At 59.4% G+C, this 12,619-nt stretch carries 17 protein-coding genes and 1 pseudogene; 9 read left to right on the top strand and 9 right to left on the bottom strand.

All coding sequences use genetic code 11. The annotated features are described in order from the left end of the window. Positions 1-74 precede the first annotated feature (74 nt). Together U5919_RS07880 and U5919_RS07875 are read right to left on the bottom strand one after the other, a co-directional pair. A complete protein-coding gene (locus tag U5919_RS07880; protein WP_336023336.1) occupies positions 75-218 on the bottom strand; it encodes a DUF7557 family protein in 144 nt (47 codons plus the stop codon). Positions 219-419: 201 nt separating this feature from the next. After that, positions 420-881, bottom strand: coding sequence for a DUF7992 family protein (locus U5919_RS07875; protein WP_336023333.1), 462 nt, complete (start codon positions 879-881; stop codon positions 420-422). 107 nt (positions 882-988) lie between these two features. On the opposite strand from U5919_RS07875, the pseudogene U5919_RS15915 reads away from it, so the two are divergent. The 5 genes and pseudogenes from U5919_RS15915 to U5919_RS07855 form a co-directional block, all read left to right on the top strand. Next, a pseudogene (locus U5919_RS15915) lies at positions 989-1,125 on the top strand (aminotransferase class III-fold pyridoxal phosphate-dependent enzyme); the annotation flags it as partial. Between the two features lie 275 nt (positions 1,126-1,400). Next, the gene (gene sp36 / locus U5919_RS07870; protein ID WP_336023330.1) at positions 1,401-1,607 is read left to right on the top strand and encodes a Sp36 family protein; all 207 of its coding nucleotides are present in this window, start codon (positions 1,401-1,403) and stop codon (positions 1,605-1,607) included. Continuing rightward, complete coding sequence (locus U5919_RS07865; protein ID WP_336023328.1) at positions 1,604-2,620, top strand: DUF7972 family membrane protein; 1,017 nt, start codon at positions 1,604-1,606, stop codon at positions 2,618-2,620. The genes sp36 (U5919_RS07870) and U5919_RS07865 overlap by 4 nt, the downstream gene beginning before the upstream one ends. Before the next feature lie 327 nt (positions 2,621-2,947). Beyond that, the gene (gene sp36 / locus U5919_RS07860; protein WP_336023326.1) at positions 2,948-3,145 is read left to right on the top strand and encodes a Sp36 family protein; all 198 of its coding nucleotides are present in this window, start codon (positions 2,948-2,950) and stop codon (positions 3,143-3,145) included. Continuing rightward, positions 3,138-4,133: a DUF7972 family membrane protein gene (locus tag U5919_RS07855; RefSeq protein WP_336023324.1), complete on the top strand. Its 996-nt coding sequence runs from the start codon at positions 3,138-3,140 to the stop codon at positions 4,131-4,133. Before sp36 (U5919_RS07860) ends, U5919_RS07855 begins: the two co-directional genes overlap by 8 nt. Positions 4,134-4,157: 24 nt before the next feature. Here U5919_RS07855 and U5919_RS07850 read toward each other — a convergent pair whose 3' ends face one another. Continuing rightward, positions 4,158-4,496, bottom strand: coding sequence for a hypothetical protein (locus U5919_RS07850; protein WP_336023321.1), 339 nt, complete (start codon positions 4,494-4,496; stop codon positions 4,158-4,160). Between the two features lie 1,023 nt (positions 4,497-5,519). Continuing rightward, a complete protein-coding gene (locus U5919_RS07845) occupies positions 5,520-5,840 on the bottom strand; it encodes a DUF5789 family protein (protein ID WP_336023319.1) in 321 nt (106 codons plus the stop codon). Positions 5,841-6,009: 169 nt separating this feature from the next. Here U5919_RS07845 and U5919_RS07840 point away from each other — a divergent pair, with 169 nt between their 5' ends. Genes U5919_RS07840 through U5919_RS07830 form a run of 3 tightly spaced genes read left to right on the top strand, consistent with a single transcriptional unit; the run spans position 6,010 to position 7,738 of the window. Continuing rightward, positions 6,010-6,309, top strand: coding sequence for a DUF7130 family rubredoxin-like protein (locus U5919_RS07840; protein ID WP_336023317.1), 300 nt, complete (start codon positions 6,010-6,012; stop codon positions 6,307-6,309). Positions 6,310-6,365: 56 nt separating this feature from the next. After that, on the top strand, positions 6,366-6,539 hold the full coding sequence (locus tag U5919_RS07835) for a hypothetical protein (RefSeq protein WP_336023315.1): 174 nt from the start codon (positions 6,366-6,368) through the stop codon (positions 6,537-6,539). Then, entirely contained in the window at positions 6,536-7,738 is a 1,203-nt protein-coding gene (locus tag U5919_RS07830) for an AI-2E family transporter (protein WP_425604210.1), read from the top strand. Before U5919_RS07835 ends, U5919_RS07830 begins: the two co-directional genes overlap by 4 nt. 115 nt (positions 7,739-7,853) lie before the next feature. Here the strand turns inward: U5919_RS07830 and U5919_RS15810 are convergent, their stop codons facing one another. The 5 genes from U5919_RS15810 to U5919_RS07810 form a co-directional block, all read right to left on the bottom strand. Then, positions 7,854-8,159, bottom strand: coding sequence for a hypothetical protein (locus tag U5919_RS15810; protein ID WP_345786334.1), 306 nt, complete (start codon positions 8,157-8,159; stop codon positions 7,854-7,856). Between the two features lie 38 nt (positions 8,160-8,197). After that, positions 8,198-9,028 carry a YihY/virulence factor BrkB family protein gene (locus U5919_RS07825; RefSeq protein ID WP_336023885.1) on the bottom strand — a complete coding sequence of 277 codons (831 nt, stop codon included), beginning with the start codon at positions 9,026-9,028 and terminating at the stop codon, positions 8,198-8,200. Between the two features lie 247 nt (positions 9,029-9,275). Further along, a complete protein-coding gene (locus tag U5919_RS07820) occupies positions 9,276-10,031 on the bottom strand; it encodes a helix-turn-helix domain-containing protein (protein WP_336023311.1) in 756 nt (251 codons plus the stop codon). Between the two features lie 513 nt (positions 10,032-10,544). Then, the gene (locus U5919_RS07815; RefSeq protein ID WP_336023310.1) at positions 10,545-11,645 is read right to left on the bottom strand and encodes a glutamate-cysteine ligase family protein; all 1,101 of its coding nucleotides are present in this window, start codon (positions 11,643-11,645) and stop codon (positions 10,545-10,547) included. Between the two features lie 3 nt (positions 11,646-11,648). Beyond that, on the bottom strand, positions 11,649-11,855 hold the full coding sequence (locus tag U5919_RS07810; protein WP_336023309.1) for a hypothetical protein: 207 nt from the start codon (positions 11,853-11,855) through the stop codon (positions 11,649-11,651). Between the two features lie 250 nt (positions 11,856-12,105). Between U5919_RS07810 and U5919_RS07805 the strand changes: the two genes are divergently transcribed. Next, the gene (locus U5919_RS07805) at positions 12,106-12,528 is read left to right on the top strand and encodes a DUF5789 family protein (RefSeq protein ID WP_336023307.1); all 423 of its coding nucleotides are present in this window, start codon (positions 12,106-12,108) and stop codon (positions 12,526-12,528) included. Positions 12,529-12,619: the final 91 nt, after the last annotated feature.

Raw genomic sequence — 12,619 nt, 5'->3', positions numbered from 1 at the left:
CGAATATCGAATGCAGAGGAGATAGTAAGCCGGGAGTTTCTCGTGTGCGGTGGCATTGACACGGCCGACGAGCGCTACGGACCCTCCTGCAGAAATCGACCTTCCTGCTCGTAGATGGACACTAATTCCTCGATGAATTCCGGAATCGTCTCGTCGTCTTCGAGGTGTCCTTCGATGCGATCTGCGAGCTCATCACTAAGTTCGATTGTCGTTCCCATCACGTGTGAGATCGAAGCACAGGATGATAAAACCTCACCCGCGGGAGGTGACATATCGACCGGAGTGGCCGGTACCCCGGCACTGATCGATCCTCTCCGCCGCCAACCCGTTCCACCGATTCCGTTACAGCGGGATATCGACGTGAATCAACATCGTGTTGCGTTGCCAGTAATTTGGTGGCGTCGACGCCGACTCGTCAGTTACTGCTCGAATGGGGACTCGCCGTCAACGGGGTCGTTCTGCCACGAGTCCGCCGGGGAACCCGTTTCGTCCCATTCGACGTAGGCGTCCAAGAGCAGTTCGATCACCGTCTGCCCGAGGTCGCTCAGTTCAGTCCGCAGGACGTCTTCGAGGTCGGTTCCCGCCAACGACTCCGGTACCCTAGGCACCACGAAACGGAGGTGGTCCTCGACCGGGTCCCAGTAGAAATCGAGTTGTTCGAAGACGCCGTGCTCGTCGAGCGTCGCGACGTCCGCCGCGGCGAGGTCAGTGTACTCGAACCACTCGGCGAACGCCTCGTCCCACGCACCGTCGCGAAGTAATCCCTCCAGTTCCTCCCGGCGGAGGTCGCTCGGACTGTCGAGAGATTCCGCGTCGAGATCCGAGGGAACCCGACGGTTCGTGAGATCCGGCGGGTCCGGAATGTCAATGTCGACCGCCATACCTCAACGTTCGTCGACCGCGACCATAAATCTGAGTCGTCAGTACGTTGCGCTCGCGGGGAATCCGGCACGTGGCTCCGAACCAAGTACATTAGCGCTGCCGCGGTAGCCTTCGAGCACCGTGCGATGACCACGGGACCCTGCTGATCTTCGACGAGGTGATCGCTTGCTTTCGCGTCGGCGGGCAGGGGTGTGCCCAAGGAAGTACGGCATCACGCCGGACCTGACGACGTTCGCGAATATGTGACCGTGGCGGCCCACTGCGTAGTCAGAGAGGTCCACGACTACGGGCCTACCGTCCCCGCGGTGCGCCCGAAAGAGGAGGTCACCGAGTCGAAGCCGGAGTCTTCCGAGGGCTTCGATGTTGCCAGCGGCCGGTTGCTCCCGCGTAATCCTGTCTAAAAAAGTTCGTTCTCACCGGTAGTCGTCTGCTTACTTCAGATTTCCGATCAGAAATGTTCTCTCTCCCCATGCCGATGGTGGGCGGGATATAGAGGGTTGCAGTACCTATTAGTAGTGATGTCCGAACCAGAAGCGGCCCACTGGGAGTACGAGACGCTTCGACCGCCGCGCGATGAGACCCAAAAAGAAGCAGAGGATCCGAAAGCGGAGTTGAACCAACTCGGTGCAGAGGGCTGGGAGTTTGTGGAAACGATCGACTATGAGGGGGGCGGCACCAAGTACCTCGTTTTCAAGCGACCTGCCCAATCGAGTGACCCAGAATGACTGACGAGACCGACATCAGTACGGCCAACACGATGCGTGAGCGCGCGGGAGAGAGTCGGATAAAACTGTGGGTGCTGCTTCACGCGAACCGCCTCCTCGTCTCCAGTGTCCTGACCAGTGCCGTGTTCGTCGCATTCGTGATCGCCGTTGCTGTCCTCCATCCACCGTTTTCACGGCAAATCGAGTCCGGCGATATGATCGACACGATGTTCTCGACGATGATCACGGTTATCGTGACTGGGACGACACTCGTCGTCACGATCGGTCAGCTCGTCCTCACTCAGGAGAACGGCCCGCTCGGCGATCAACGCGAGCGTATGGCCAGTTCGATGGATTTCCGGGACTTCACTGAAGAGTTAATCGGGGCTCCGAGTCCGGCCGATCCATCCGAATTCCTTCGGCAGATTATCGGAATCGCGGCACAACGGACTACGGCTCTTCGAGAGTCTATTGGCAAGAATGATGACGAGAACCTCCGAGAAGAGGTCGAGGAGTTTGCTGAAAGCGTCACTGGGAACGCTGACACGGTACGTGACCAACTTGAGGGTGCGCAGTTCGGCTCGTTCGAGGTGGTATTCGCCGCACTGAATTTCAATTATAGCTGGAAAATTTTCCAAGTTGAACGACTCGCGAACGAATACGAAGAGAGCCTCGGTGAGGAAGAACACGGTTTGCTTGACGACCTCAAAACAGCGCTGTCTCTTTTTGGTCCGGCGCGCGAACACATCAAGACGCTGTACTTCCAGTGGGCACTCATCAACTTGTCTCAGATGATTCTCTATGCTGCAGTCCCGGCAGTGGCCGTTGCGGGTATCATGGTCGCAATCGTCGATGTGGGGACGTTCCCGGGAAGCACACTCGGTTTCGATCACATCATCCTCGTCGTGGGCGGTGCGTTTGCGGTGACGCTCGTTCCATTCATGCTGTTTGTCTCGTATGTCCTTCGCATCCTCACCATAGCGAAACGGACACTTGCCATCGAGCCGCTGATCCTCCGCGGATCACAACGCTGAGGCGTTACAGCTCCGCTTGGTGCTCGTCTGGGATCTTGATCTATTGTTCCCGTCCCGAGTCTCGAATACCAGAGCCGGCTCAATTGAGAATGAGTGGTCCCATCGAGAGCGTCTGTTTCGAGAGCATCGAGAACCGCCGGATGCACGAAGTAAACCGGAGAATTGATCGGTTTGAAGATGGTGAACGCGGCACTGACGATCCAAGGATAATCTCGATTATGATTATGATAGCCAACGATGCACGAGCACACCGCTCCGTTCTCAATCAGTACACGGCGGGAAACAACCTGTCATCAGAGTCTTCACCGTGAGAGCCGATAATACCTTATGGGTACCGAAATGCATCAGCAATGGGAATACAAGACACTCGATCCGCCAAAAGGATTGACCAAGCGAGAGACGGTCGATCCAACAGACGAACTCAACCGCCTCGGTGCAGAGGGCTGGGAGTTTGTGGGGACGATCAGCTACGACGGTGGCGGCACGAAACTACTGCTGTTCAAACGCCCAGTCTCTCATGAATGACCTCTCGACGGACAGCACGCTACGTGAACGGACGGGCGTCAACAAGTACTGGTTCTGGTTGCTGCTCGGGGCTAACCGGTGGGTCGTCGCTGGCGCGCTCGCGTTCCTGATCTTCCTCGTGTTTATGATCTGGGGCGTGCTGAAGCCGGTGTCGTTGCTCTCGACTATGCAGTCGAGCGATATGGTTGAGACGGTATTCGCCAGTCTCGTCGGCGCGATCATCACAGGAACGACGCTCGTCGTCACGATCAATCAGCTCGTCCTTTCCCAAGAGATCGGCTCGCTCGGGAGCCAGCGTAGTCGGATGGACGTGACGATGGATTTCCGCCAGAACACCGATAGCCTCCTCGGGATGACGACGCCCGCCGACCCTGCGGCCTACCTCTATGCGCTTATCGAAACGAGCGAACAGCGAGCACAGACTCTGCGAGACACACTCTCCGAGACTGAAAACCAGACGCTCTACAAGAAGGTAAACGAGTACGTCACCGATCTGTTGGAGAACGCTGACCACGCACGTAACCATCTCGAAGACACAGATTTCGGCACCTTCGACGTCTTATCGCCCGCGCTCGATTATAACTACGATCGGAAGATGCACGACGTTCGCTGGCTCGGGATGGAGTACGAAGACTCCCTCACCGACGAGGAACGGAGCGCGTTCAGAAATTTGCTCGAGGTGCTCACGATGTACGGGGTGGTCCGCGAGTACGTCAAAGACCTCTACATCCAGTGGGCGCTGGTGAAACTCTCACGAGCCATCCTGTACGCCGCAGTGATTGCACTCACCGTCGCGGGGGGAATGGTCGTCTTCGTCGACCCGACAACGTTCACCGGCACGTTCCTCGGCATCGAGAGCATTCTTTGGATTGTTAGCGCCGCGTTTGCCATCTCGGCGCTGCCATTTCTGCTGTTCACATCCTATATCCTACGGCTCGCGACGCTCGCCAAACAGACGCTCTCGATGGGACCACTCATTCTGAGCTAACCGACTACCAGATTCAAACGCATACTACGCCGGTTGCGCACGTAGTCCGTGACGGAGTTTTTCTAGGAGTCGAACCGCTATGTACGCTTCCGAATGTCGGCGGCGACACGAATAACGTGCCACAACTGTCTGAGCAACGACTGTGGCGAACGATCCGAAATCGCCCCTTTTCCCAATATACGTCGACGCGACAGGGATAGCAGTCGTCTCGACGAACTCGCGGAGCCGTGCCGTGGCATCCGTCCGTACTGCTCCGTTCCCCGCAATGATCAGCGGCCGCTCGGCTTCTTCGAGGAACGACTGGGCTCGTTGAAGCAGTTCCGAGTCCGGCGACGCGAGTCGGACACGCTCACGAGAGTCCATCGGGGTGGCGTCGGCCTCCGACCCGGCGACGTCCTCGGGGAATTCGAGGTGGGTCGCGCCGGGTTTCTCGTATTCGGCGAGTTTGAACGCCTTCCGGACGGGTTCGGCGATGATGTCGGCGTCTGTGATCTGTGTGTTCCACTTCGTGATCGGCTCGAACAGCTGGACGATGTCCAGCGCCTAGTGGCTCTCCTAACCCTTCACGCGAGCCCACCTCTGTCCAGTATCCGCCGGTGTCTGTTACAGCCGCTCATACCACGTTTCGGACTCACTTGGTTACCGGCCCACTACCCCCACGACGGTGGTATGAACGACGAGCACTTCCGGACGCCAACCCCGGAAGCGTACGCCGCCAGCGACGTTGAACGATGCGATGAGGTCCCCGAGTACCCCGTTACGGTCGGATTCGCTGAGGAAACACACGACCCAGCCTCAGGAAGTCCTTGGAGGGGCTGCGCTTCCGACGGATCGAAAGCGGAGTGGGTTCTCGTCCGCCCCGACCGAACGCCGTACGGGTGTCGAACCGCGTGAGAGTTCGATTCGACCATCGAGCGCCGCTTAGCTGGGTCGACCGCGGACCGATCGGAACAGTTTCCGTAGAAGGCGGAGGGTGGTGGCGACGCTGGACACGTAGTACGCGATCTTGAGTAGGCGCTTGATCATAACTCAGCCGAAATAGGTGCCGGACGAACATAATCGGGCAGCTTGCAAGCGCAAGCTTGCGCAACTGTCGACTCTGTGCTCCGGCGGCCGACGGTGAGCCCCGGTGGGGCTACGTGTCCCCGGCACCTACAGGGTGAATTATGCTACGACCGGGGCACCTTCATCGGGTCCCGATGCAGACTAGCACGAACCTCATAGACGACGAGGGGGAACACGCGGTGAACGCCCAAGGCGACGACATCGGTTGTGTGGTCGAGGTACGAGCCGGGGTCGCCTATGATGATCCCGCCTAGGGCTGGGGTCGTGGTCGATGCCAGTCATCTCGAGAACGGAGGCCGAAGCGGGCGACCAGCCAGCCACTCACACCGACGCCTCGTCGCCCTCCTCGGTGTCCGTGCTGCCACCACGGTCCGAGTAGTTCTTCCGGCCGACCGCTTCGTCGCTGACCATCCCGATGACGCTCTGGCGCACATCGTCGGCGGACTCGTAGGTGGTCTCACCCATCGGCTCCAACACTTCCCGGAGCGTCGTCGTATCGCCCTCCAGATCCAACTCACGGTCGCCGTACCGCTCCAGCAAGGTCTCCTTGTTGATCGGGTACGTCTCGTCCTCAATCTCGCCTGCGAGCGGGCCGAATTCCACGCCCTGCTCCCGGCTGTCGTCGTTCTGATCGCTTGTCACACTCGCGGAATCGTGCCGGAACCACTTACCCTCTGTGCAGGCACCTGCCAGGTACCTACCCAGTGTGTGGATGCGGTCCGCGCAGGCGTGGGGCCGGTCTAGACAGCGAGGGCGTAGGCGCGGCTCGTTTCGCGATAAATTCAAGAACGCTGGCGTTGTCATCTTCCATATGACGGATGATCGAGTCATTCTCGAGTCTATCGGTCCCGGTGAACAGGTGTACGACGACGACGGCCGGCTGCTGGGCCGGGTTGTCAGCCTGAGCGAGGAGGGCTTCGAGGTCGAGGCGATCGATCCCGATGCCGACGCCGACGGAGAGTCGATCCCGGATGGGGACTTCGGCGAGGCCTACCTGATGTGGCGCTGCTCGGAGTGCGGGACGATGGGCGAGCTAGAGGACGGGTTTCCGGAGTCGTGCCCGGACTGTGGCGCCCCCCGCGAGGCGCTTGCGGAGGTCCAAGAGGACTGATGCGGGACGCGCCCCTTCTGTCGCGGGGGTGGGAAACCGCTCGATCCCGGGAATCAATGCCCGAGCGCCCACTACGACGGCGATTCTTCTCTCCCACGATGGGCGTCGCCGTCAGGCTCGCGCTCGTGGTCCCGGTCACCCGCCATATCGGCTTCCGCGAGGACGGTGACGGTGACCGATCGTCGGTAGCTGTCGAACTCGCCGAGGTGGTGACGTGGATCGCAGTCTGAGCGACGAGCTCGCCGCGCGCTTGCCGTCCCGGAGCCGGGTCGGCTGGTGGGGGTTCGTCTTGGTTCTCGGTGTGGCGGTCGCGTACGTCGTCAGCTCGTTCGTGGGACTCATCGTCCTCGGGCTGTTCGGCTACTACGCCACCCGGCCGATCTGCGTCCGGCTCCGGTCGGTCGTGAACTCGCGTCAACTCGCGGCGGTACTCACGGCGCTCGCCGTCCTAGTGCCGATTCTGGCGATATTCGTCTTCGCCGGACTCCGCCTGTTGCAGTCCGTTCAGCAGCGGTTCGACGGGGGGGGACTCATCGGATCACTCATTGTCCGGATCATCGGCATAGACGCGCTCCCGGAGGCCCAGCGCGAGTGGCTGATATCGCTGCTCGTGAACCCGACGTCGGTCCTCGATATGGGCGGGTCTTTCTGGTCGAACATCGGCACGGCCCTGACCGCGCTCCAAGGCGTTATCGGGGGGCTGCTGCTGCTCGGCCTTGCGACCACGCTCGCGTACGTCTTGCTTGCGAACGACGCTGGCGTCTCTGAAACACTCGTCGAGCTTCTTGGCGGTCGGGAGTCGACGGCGTACGCCTATGCCATCGCTGTCGACGCCGACTTGGAATCAGTGTTCTTCGGCAACCTCCTGTTCGGCGCCGCTATGGCTGTTCTGGCGACGGCGACCTACGCGGCGACGAACCTGGTCGCGCCAGCGGATCTGGAGGTCCCGATGGTGCTGGTGGCTGGCTTCCTGACCGGGCTGGCGAGCCTGATCCCAATCGTCGTCGGCAAGCTCATCTACGTCCCCATTGTCGCCCTTCTCGGGTTCCAGGCTGTCAGTGCTGGTGACAACGCGAGCTTGGTGTTCGTCGCGATCGTACTTGGGGTCTACGTGCTCGTCTTGGACATCCTGCCACAGTCGATCCTGCAACCGTACCTCTCCGGGCGACGGATCAATCCGGTGCTGCTCGTATTCGCGTACCTGCTGGGTCCGATTTTGTTCGGCTGGTACGGCTTCTTCCTGATGCCGATCCTCTTCGTGTTGGTCCTCGAGGCCATTCGGATCGTCCTACCGGAACTGCTTGGAGGAGAATCGATCCAACCGGAGGCGTTGATCGCCGAGAGCGAGGGGACGAGCCCGGAGGTGGCGCCGGTCGAGGGCGAGGATCTGTCCGACGCGAGCGAGTCGGAGTCTGACACTACTGGGTGAGCCGACGGCGCGGCTCGTCTAGGGGCGGTGCCCACAGAGACATATGAGGCTCTTTTCCAACTCCCCTAGGTCGTGGTTTCAGGCTGCACGCGGCTGAAACAGTTTAAACACGAACTTATGACTCCCCCGAAACATAATAAGACTGGCCTTCGAGTAGTAAATTGATTTCCGTGGTCCGTCTCTTGTTCGTATTTGCGAATCGTGATAGCGAGACGATCGGCGATGAGGACACCAAAGACGGACGTGACAGGCCGTCCTGTAGAATGGTCCGATGGGTTCTCCTGTACGTGAATTCGACTGTCATCTGTGCCGCTGGTGACGGCGGACTCGAATACAACTCCGAGATCATCCCGTCGATGCAGACGTAGATCGTTGTCGATTCGTCTGTTTGCTTTCCTTCAAGTTCAGCGACAACGTCCACTATCGCAACAGCCGGTCGTTGTCCGTCTTGGAGAACTATCAACGAGATGTCGCCGTCTCGACGGAGAGACTAGGGCGACGGCCCATAAGGACGACGTTCGTAGTGGCGCCAATCAAGATCACTAGTGCTCCGAAATAAAGAAATGTGATCAGGAGAATAACACCACCGATAACACCGTACAAGTCCTGTGTCGATGAATATGCGACGTAGATGCCGAATCCAGCCTTAAGTAATATCCATCCGACAGCTGCAACCAGAGCCCCCGGAAGAACCATCTTGAGGGAGAGGTCCACGTCAGGGAACACATAGTAGATGGGAACAAACACGACCGAAAGGCCGAAAATCAACAACACGTCGCTCACTAGCCTCGGAAACGGAAGGTTCGGGACGAAACGGAGGCCTAGCTCCGCCACGAACACCGCTAGCAACGCGACAGCAAGAGCCACCAGTACCACAAGCCCGTCTTTGAATTGATTGAGGAGGTCGTTCTTCCGCTGGGTGCCATAAATTGCCGAGAAGGCCGTATCGAGCGCACGAAAAAGCCTCATCACCCCCCAGAGGAGAACGGCGATCCCGAGGATCGAGAGCCCAGTTTGACTGCCGGCCTGGCCGATACTATCGGCCAACAGGGACTGTCCAGTCGGCGTGAGATAACTCTTCGTGACGCTTCGGACGTCGCTGGCCATACGTTCGCCACCGAGTGCAGACGCCGCGATCACCAATAGCAGCACAAGGGGTAGCAGTGAGACGAACGCAGAATATGCAATACTCCCTGCGATAAATGAGAGATTTTTATTTCGAGCTTCGTGAACGATGCCCCGCACGATCCGGACGACGTTTTCGGCCGTGTGAGTGTATTGGAAACTCATATTTCTTGGATCCCTAACTCGTCGTGGAGAGATATTGTGTGCCATTGGATGGCACGCCACAGGAGGTCGCAGGCGGTACACATAACGAAAGCAAGGCTGGGGTCATCTCGATCGGGGTAAGCGATACCGGCACCACTCTGCCGCCCCGAGTCTCGGGCTGGTCATCGGAGAAACGCACTGGCGCGTCTGATCCCGTCGTTGGATGTTCCACCTTGCCGCCGGCTTCAGGGGCGGGACGACGGGACGCTCACGGTCGACGTTCCACTGCAACCGTCGACTCCGAGAGCATCAGTTCGACGAGATGGGAGTGGCCTCGGCGGAGGCGCTCGGACAGGGCCTGGTGCGACACCTCCAAGTCCGTGGCCAACTCCTCCAGCGTCGTACCCCGTGGAACGTTGTAGTAACCCCGCTGGAACGCCTTGGTGATGGTGCTGTGTTGTGTCGACGACAGCCCCCGTAGATTATCGCTCAGACACGAATGGTTGCTTACCCGGGATAGCGACGGGTTGATGCCGTCGTCACACCAAGCTTGAAACGTCTCAGACGCCGTCGCCCGATCGGGAAACAGAATCTGGAAGATCCACCAGTCGGACGTGCCTCGGATGTCGAGCACCGAGCCGCCGGTCCCGGCGAAACCATCGATAAGGGATGCCGCACGCTCCGTCCAGTCAATCGAGTACAGGCTCCGACCGTCACCTCTGGATACACAACTCACGCGCTCTGTGGACGAATCGTTCTGCAGGGCAGCGTCCAGTCGATCCGGCTGGCTCGTCGATTCCCAGAGGAACGACTTCATACACGCCGAACCGTGGATGGCGAAACGGACAAACTCGAATTCGACGTCTGGGACCTGCTCGATGGCTTCCTCGAGGACGAACTGGTCAGTTGGGATCCTGGCGTCTACGATCGTCTCCATAGACATCCACAGTCTGGAGGGTGCTTTAGTATAATCAGCGTAGGCGAGCCTCCAGTCGTACGTCGCCGAAGGGGGGAAAATCGCCATCTATGATCTGCAGCCTACGGTTGAATACTGTAATCATATTTTTTGTATCGAGATATTAAATCGAGCCAGCTTCCGGAACGGCACTGTTTCACGGGATATCCCCATCCGAGCCCGCGGTGGGTGTGTGGCTTTGCTTACCGCGAGGTGATGACTGGATTCAGGCGGACTTTCGGAGCCGATCGTCGCGTTCGATATCGCCGTGACGATTCTCACTGACGAGGACGCGCATCGCAGCAAGTTCTAGGGCTTCCAGAAGGTACTGACCGGACTCGACGCGCAGTTGTTCTTCCGTTTCGAACGACGAGGGACCAAGCAACACACCCCTCAACGGGAGCAGACACGTCCTAGCCAACCCATCGGAAGAGCAGTTCCAGACGTACCCCTAGATGTCGACGCCGTAGGACTGAACTCACCGAGACGATCCGTACCGAGCAGGCGTTGACTCAGGTGCTAGGCGAGAAGGAGACGTCCCGGTGGGACGATCCGACCGCCGTCGCCGCGACTACTGCCATCTCAGGCCGAGTACATCGAATAGCGGGTCCCCCCGCGGGTCAGTTTCTGGACGTCCGCCTGCAGTCGATCGGCCTGTTGCAACCGACGCGCTCGTGCCTCTGCGTCACTGAGCTGTTGCGGTCCGTCCAAGCGTGTCGAGAGCGGTTCGTACGCCGAAGGGTCGAAGTCCAAGTTTCGGAGATAGGACCTGACGTCCGGGGATTCGAGTCCAGACTTGATCGCTTGCCAACTCAGGTCACGGAGGGTCTCGAACTCCGGGAGTCGGATGCGGTCAGCGCCGACCTCCGGGGTCCCGTACTCGACGGTGGCCGTTCGAGTGTGCGAGATCAGGTTCCCGACGTCAGACGCGAGTTGTGAGATCTGACTTGGAAGGGTAGAGTCAGGCGCCCGCCACTCGACTGTTGGCTGACACTCTCGGAGCCGAACGGGATTCAATACCGTATCCTCGGGCTCGAACAGCGTCTCGACCGTATCGTGGGACACGCCCCGGTCGGCCGCCAGCCGCTTGAACCGATCGTACTTTTCGTCGACACGCTCGCGCCATTCTTCGAGGCTATCCGCATAGTCCCACAGTTCGGTGAAACAGCGGAATTCGTCCCCACACCCCGTCCGATATGCGAGTGCGCGCGAGGAGTTCGCTCCACGCTCACCGATGTAGTAGGGTGAGGAACTTACTAACGCAAGCGCCGGGTCGAGCGCGGTTAAGAGGTTGAGCTGATCTACGACCGCCTCCTGCTCGAAGTGGATGTGCGTCCCAGCACAGTTCTTCGCGCTCTGAACGCCGCTGCCATAGACGGTCTCGAAGATCCGTCCACGGTCGCAGTTTGCTTCGGCGTCTGAGGCAGTCAACGGCGTCCCCAATGGAACGAGACGCTTACCGACGGCCTTCGCCGCTCGGATCCCTGTCCGAAGCGTCGACCGGAGATCACGTCGCAGGTCGAGCTCGCTGGTATGCGGTTCCGTCTTCACCTCGATGAGCGGGTCGATGAACTCGGGCTCTATCCGCCGGTGTGCATCGGTTATGTCAGTCCCATCACACAGTCGCCCTATCTCGTCGACAACCCACAGTTCGACTTCGACGCCGGTGCTGAGTGTGTACATAGCTCAGGACTCTATCGCGTCGGTCGCATCGACAACCGCGTTCTTAGTGTCGTACTTGACGAATCCGGCAGACGCGATCTTTGGTAGGTGCTGGTCTTCGTTCCCACCGTCGGTGAGGCCACTCACGCGCCCCACCAGTCGCCTGTTGCTGTCGTCCACTAGTTCTCCCGGTTCGATCGACACACTGTGGACTCGGTCCTGATCGTCCACACTGTGTAATAGGTTCGAACGTGTATTCAATCTGGTGGGGACAACAGAGGTCACTTCCTATCGGCGCAGGGCGTGAAGGTTGGTCGGCTGCAGCTGGTGTCACATCTCGGTCCGGTACCGTTGTGTGGTTCCTCCCGCAAACGGAGTGGACGGTTCCCGGTCGATGACGGGTGTTGGACTCTGAAACGAGCCATACTACCTTGCATCTGCCTGCAGAAACCATTACCCATCGTCTTGTCGAGTGGCGACTTTGGCGAACGAACCCGACAAAACCCGAGAGCATAGCATCGGATTCGGCGCGCTAACTGGCGACCTCGAGGACGAGTCCTACCCGCTGTCTCACGAGACGCTCCTCATTCGGTGCGGTGACCGCGTGCTTGACCTCGTCGGCGATCAGGTCACGCTCCGTGAAGTACTCTCCCCGGAACAGGAACGCCAGTATGAGGACGCAGAGAGTGTCCGGCAGGCTGTGTTCAATATGGTCGGCGACGAGGCGATCAAGCAGAGAGATTACAGCGACCGGGGCGGAAACGACCCTGAAGTGGACGCCGCGACTGAGACAAAATCGGTCAAAGCCCTGCCGTCGCGTCTGCTCCAGTGGAATCTGATTTCTCTCCTTGCCCCTCGCTCCTCCGCTCTGTCTGTGGGCGGCGGTGGTAGGGCTGATTTCTAACGTGGTTCATCCCGAAGATTCCGACCGGAGGCTAATTCCTAATGGATACCCGGCACAGGCAAGCAGAACCCTCAGGTCCGGAAGCACCATT

It is taken from the genome of Halobellus sp. LT62 (genome assembly GCF_037031285.1).
GTDB classification, from domain to species: domain Archaea; phylum Halobacteriota; class Halobacteria; order Halobacteriales; family Haloferacaceae; genus Haloquadratum; species Haloquadratum salinisoli.
The sequence above is the reverse complement of the archived record's forward strand: the minus strand, read 5'-3'. Positions and strand labels throughout refer to the sequence as shown.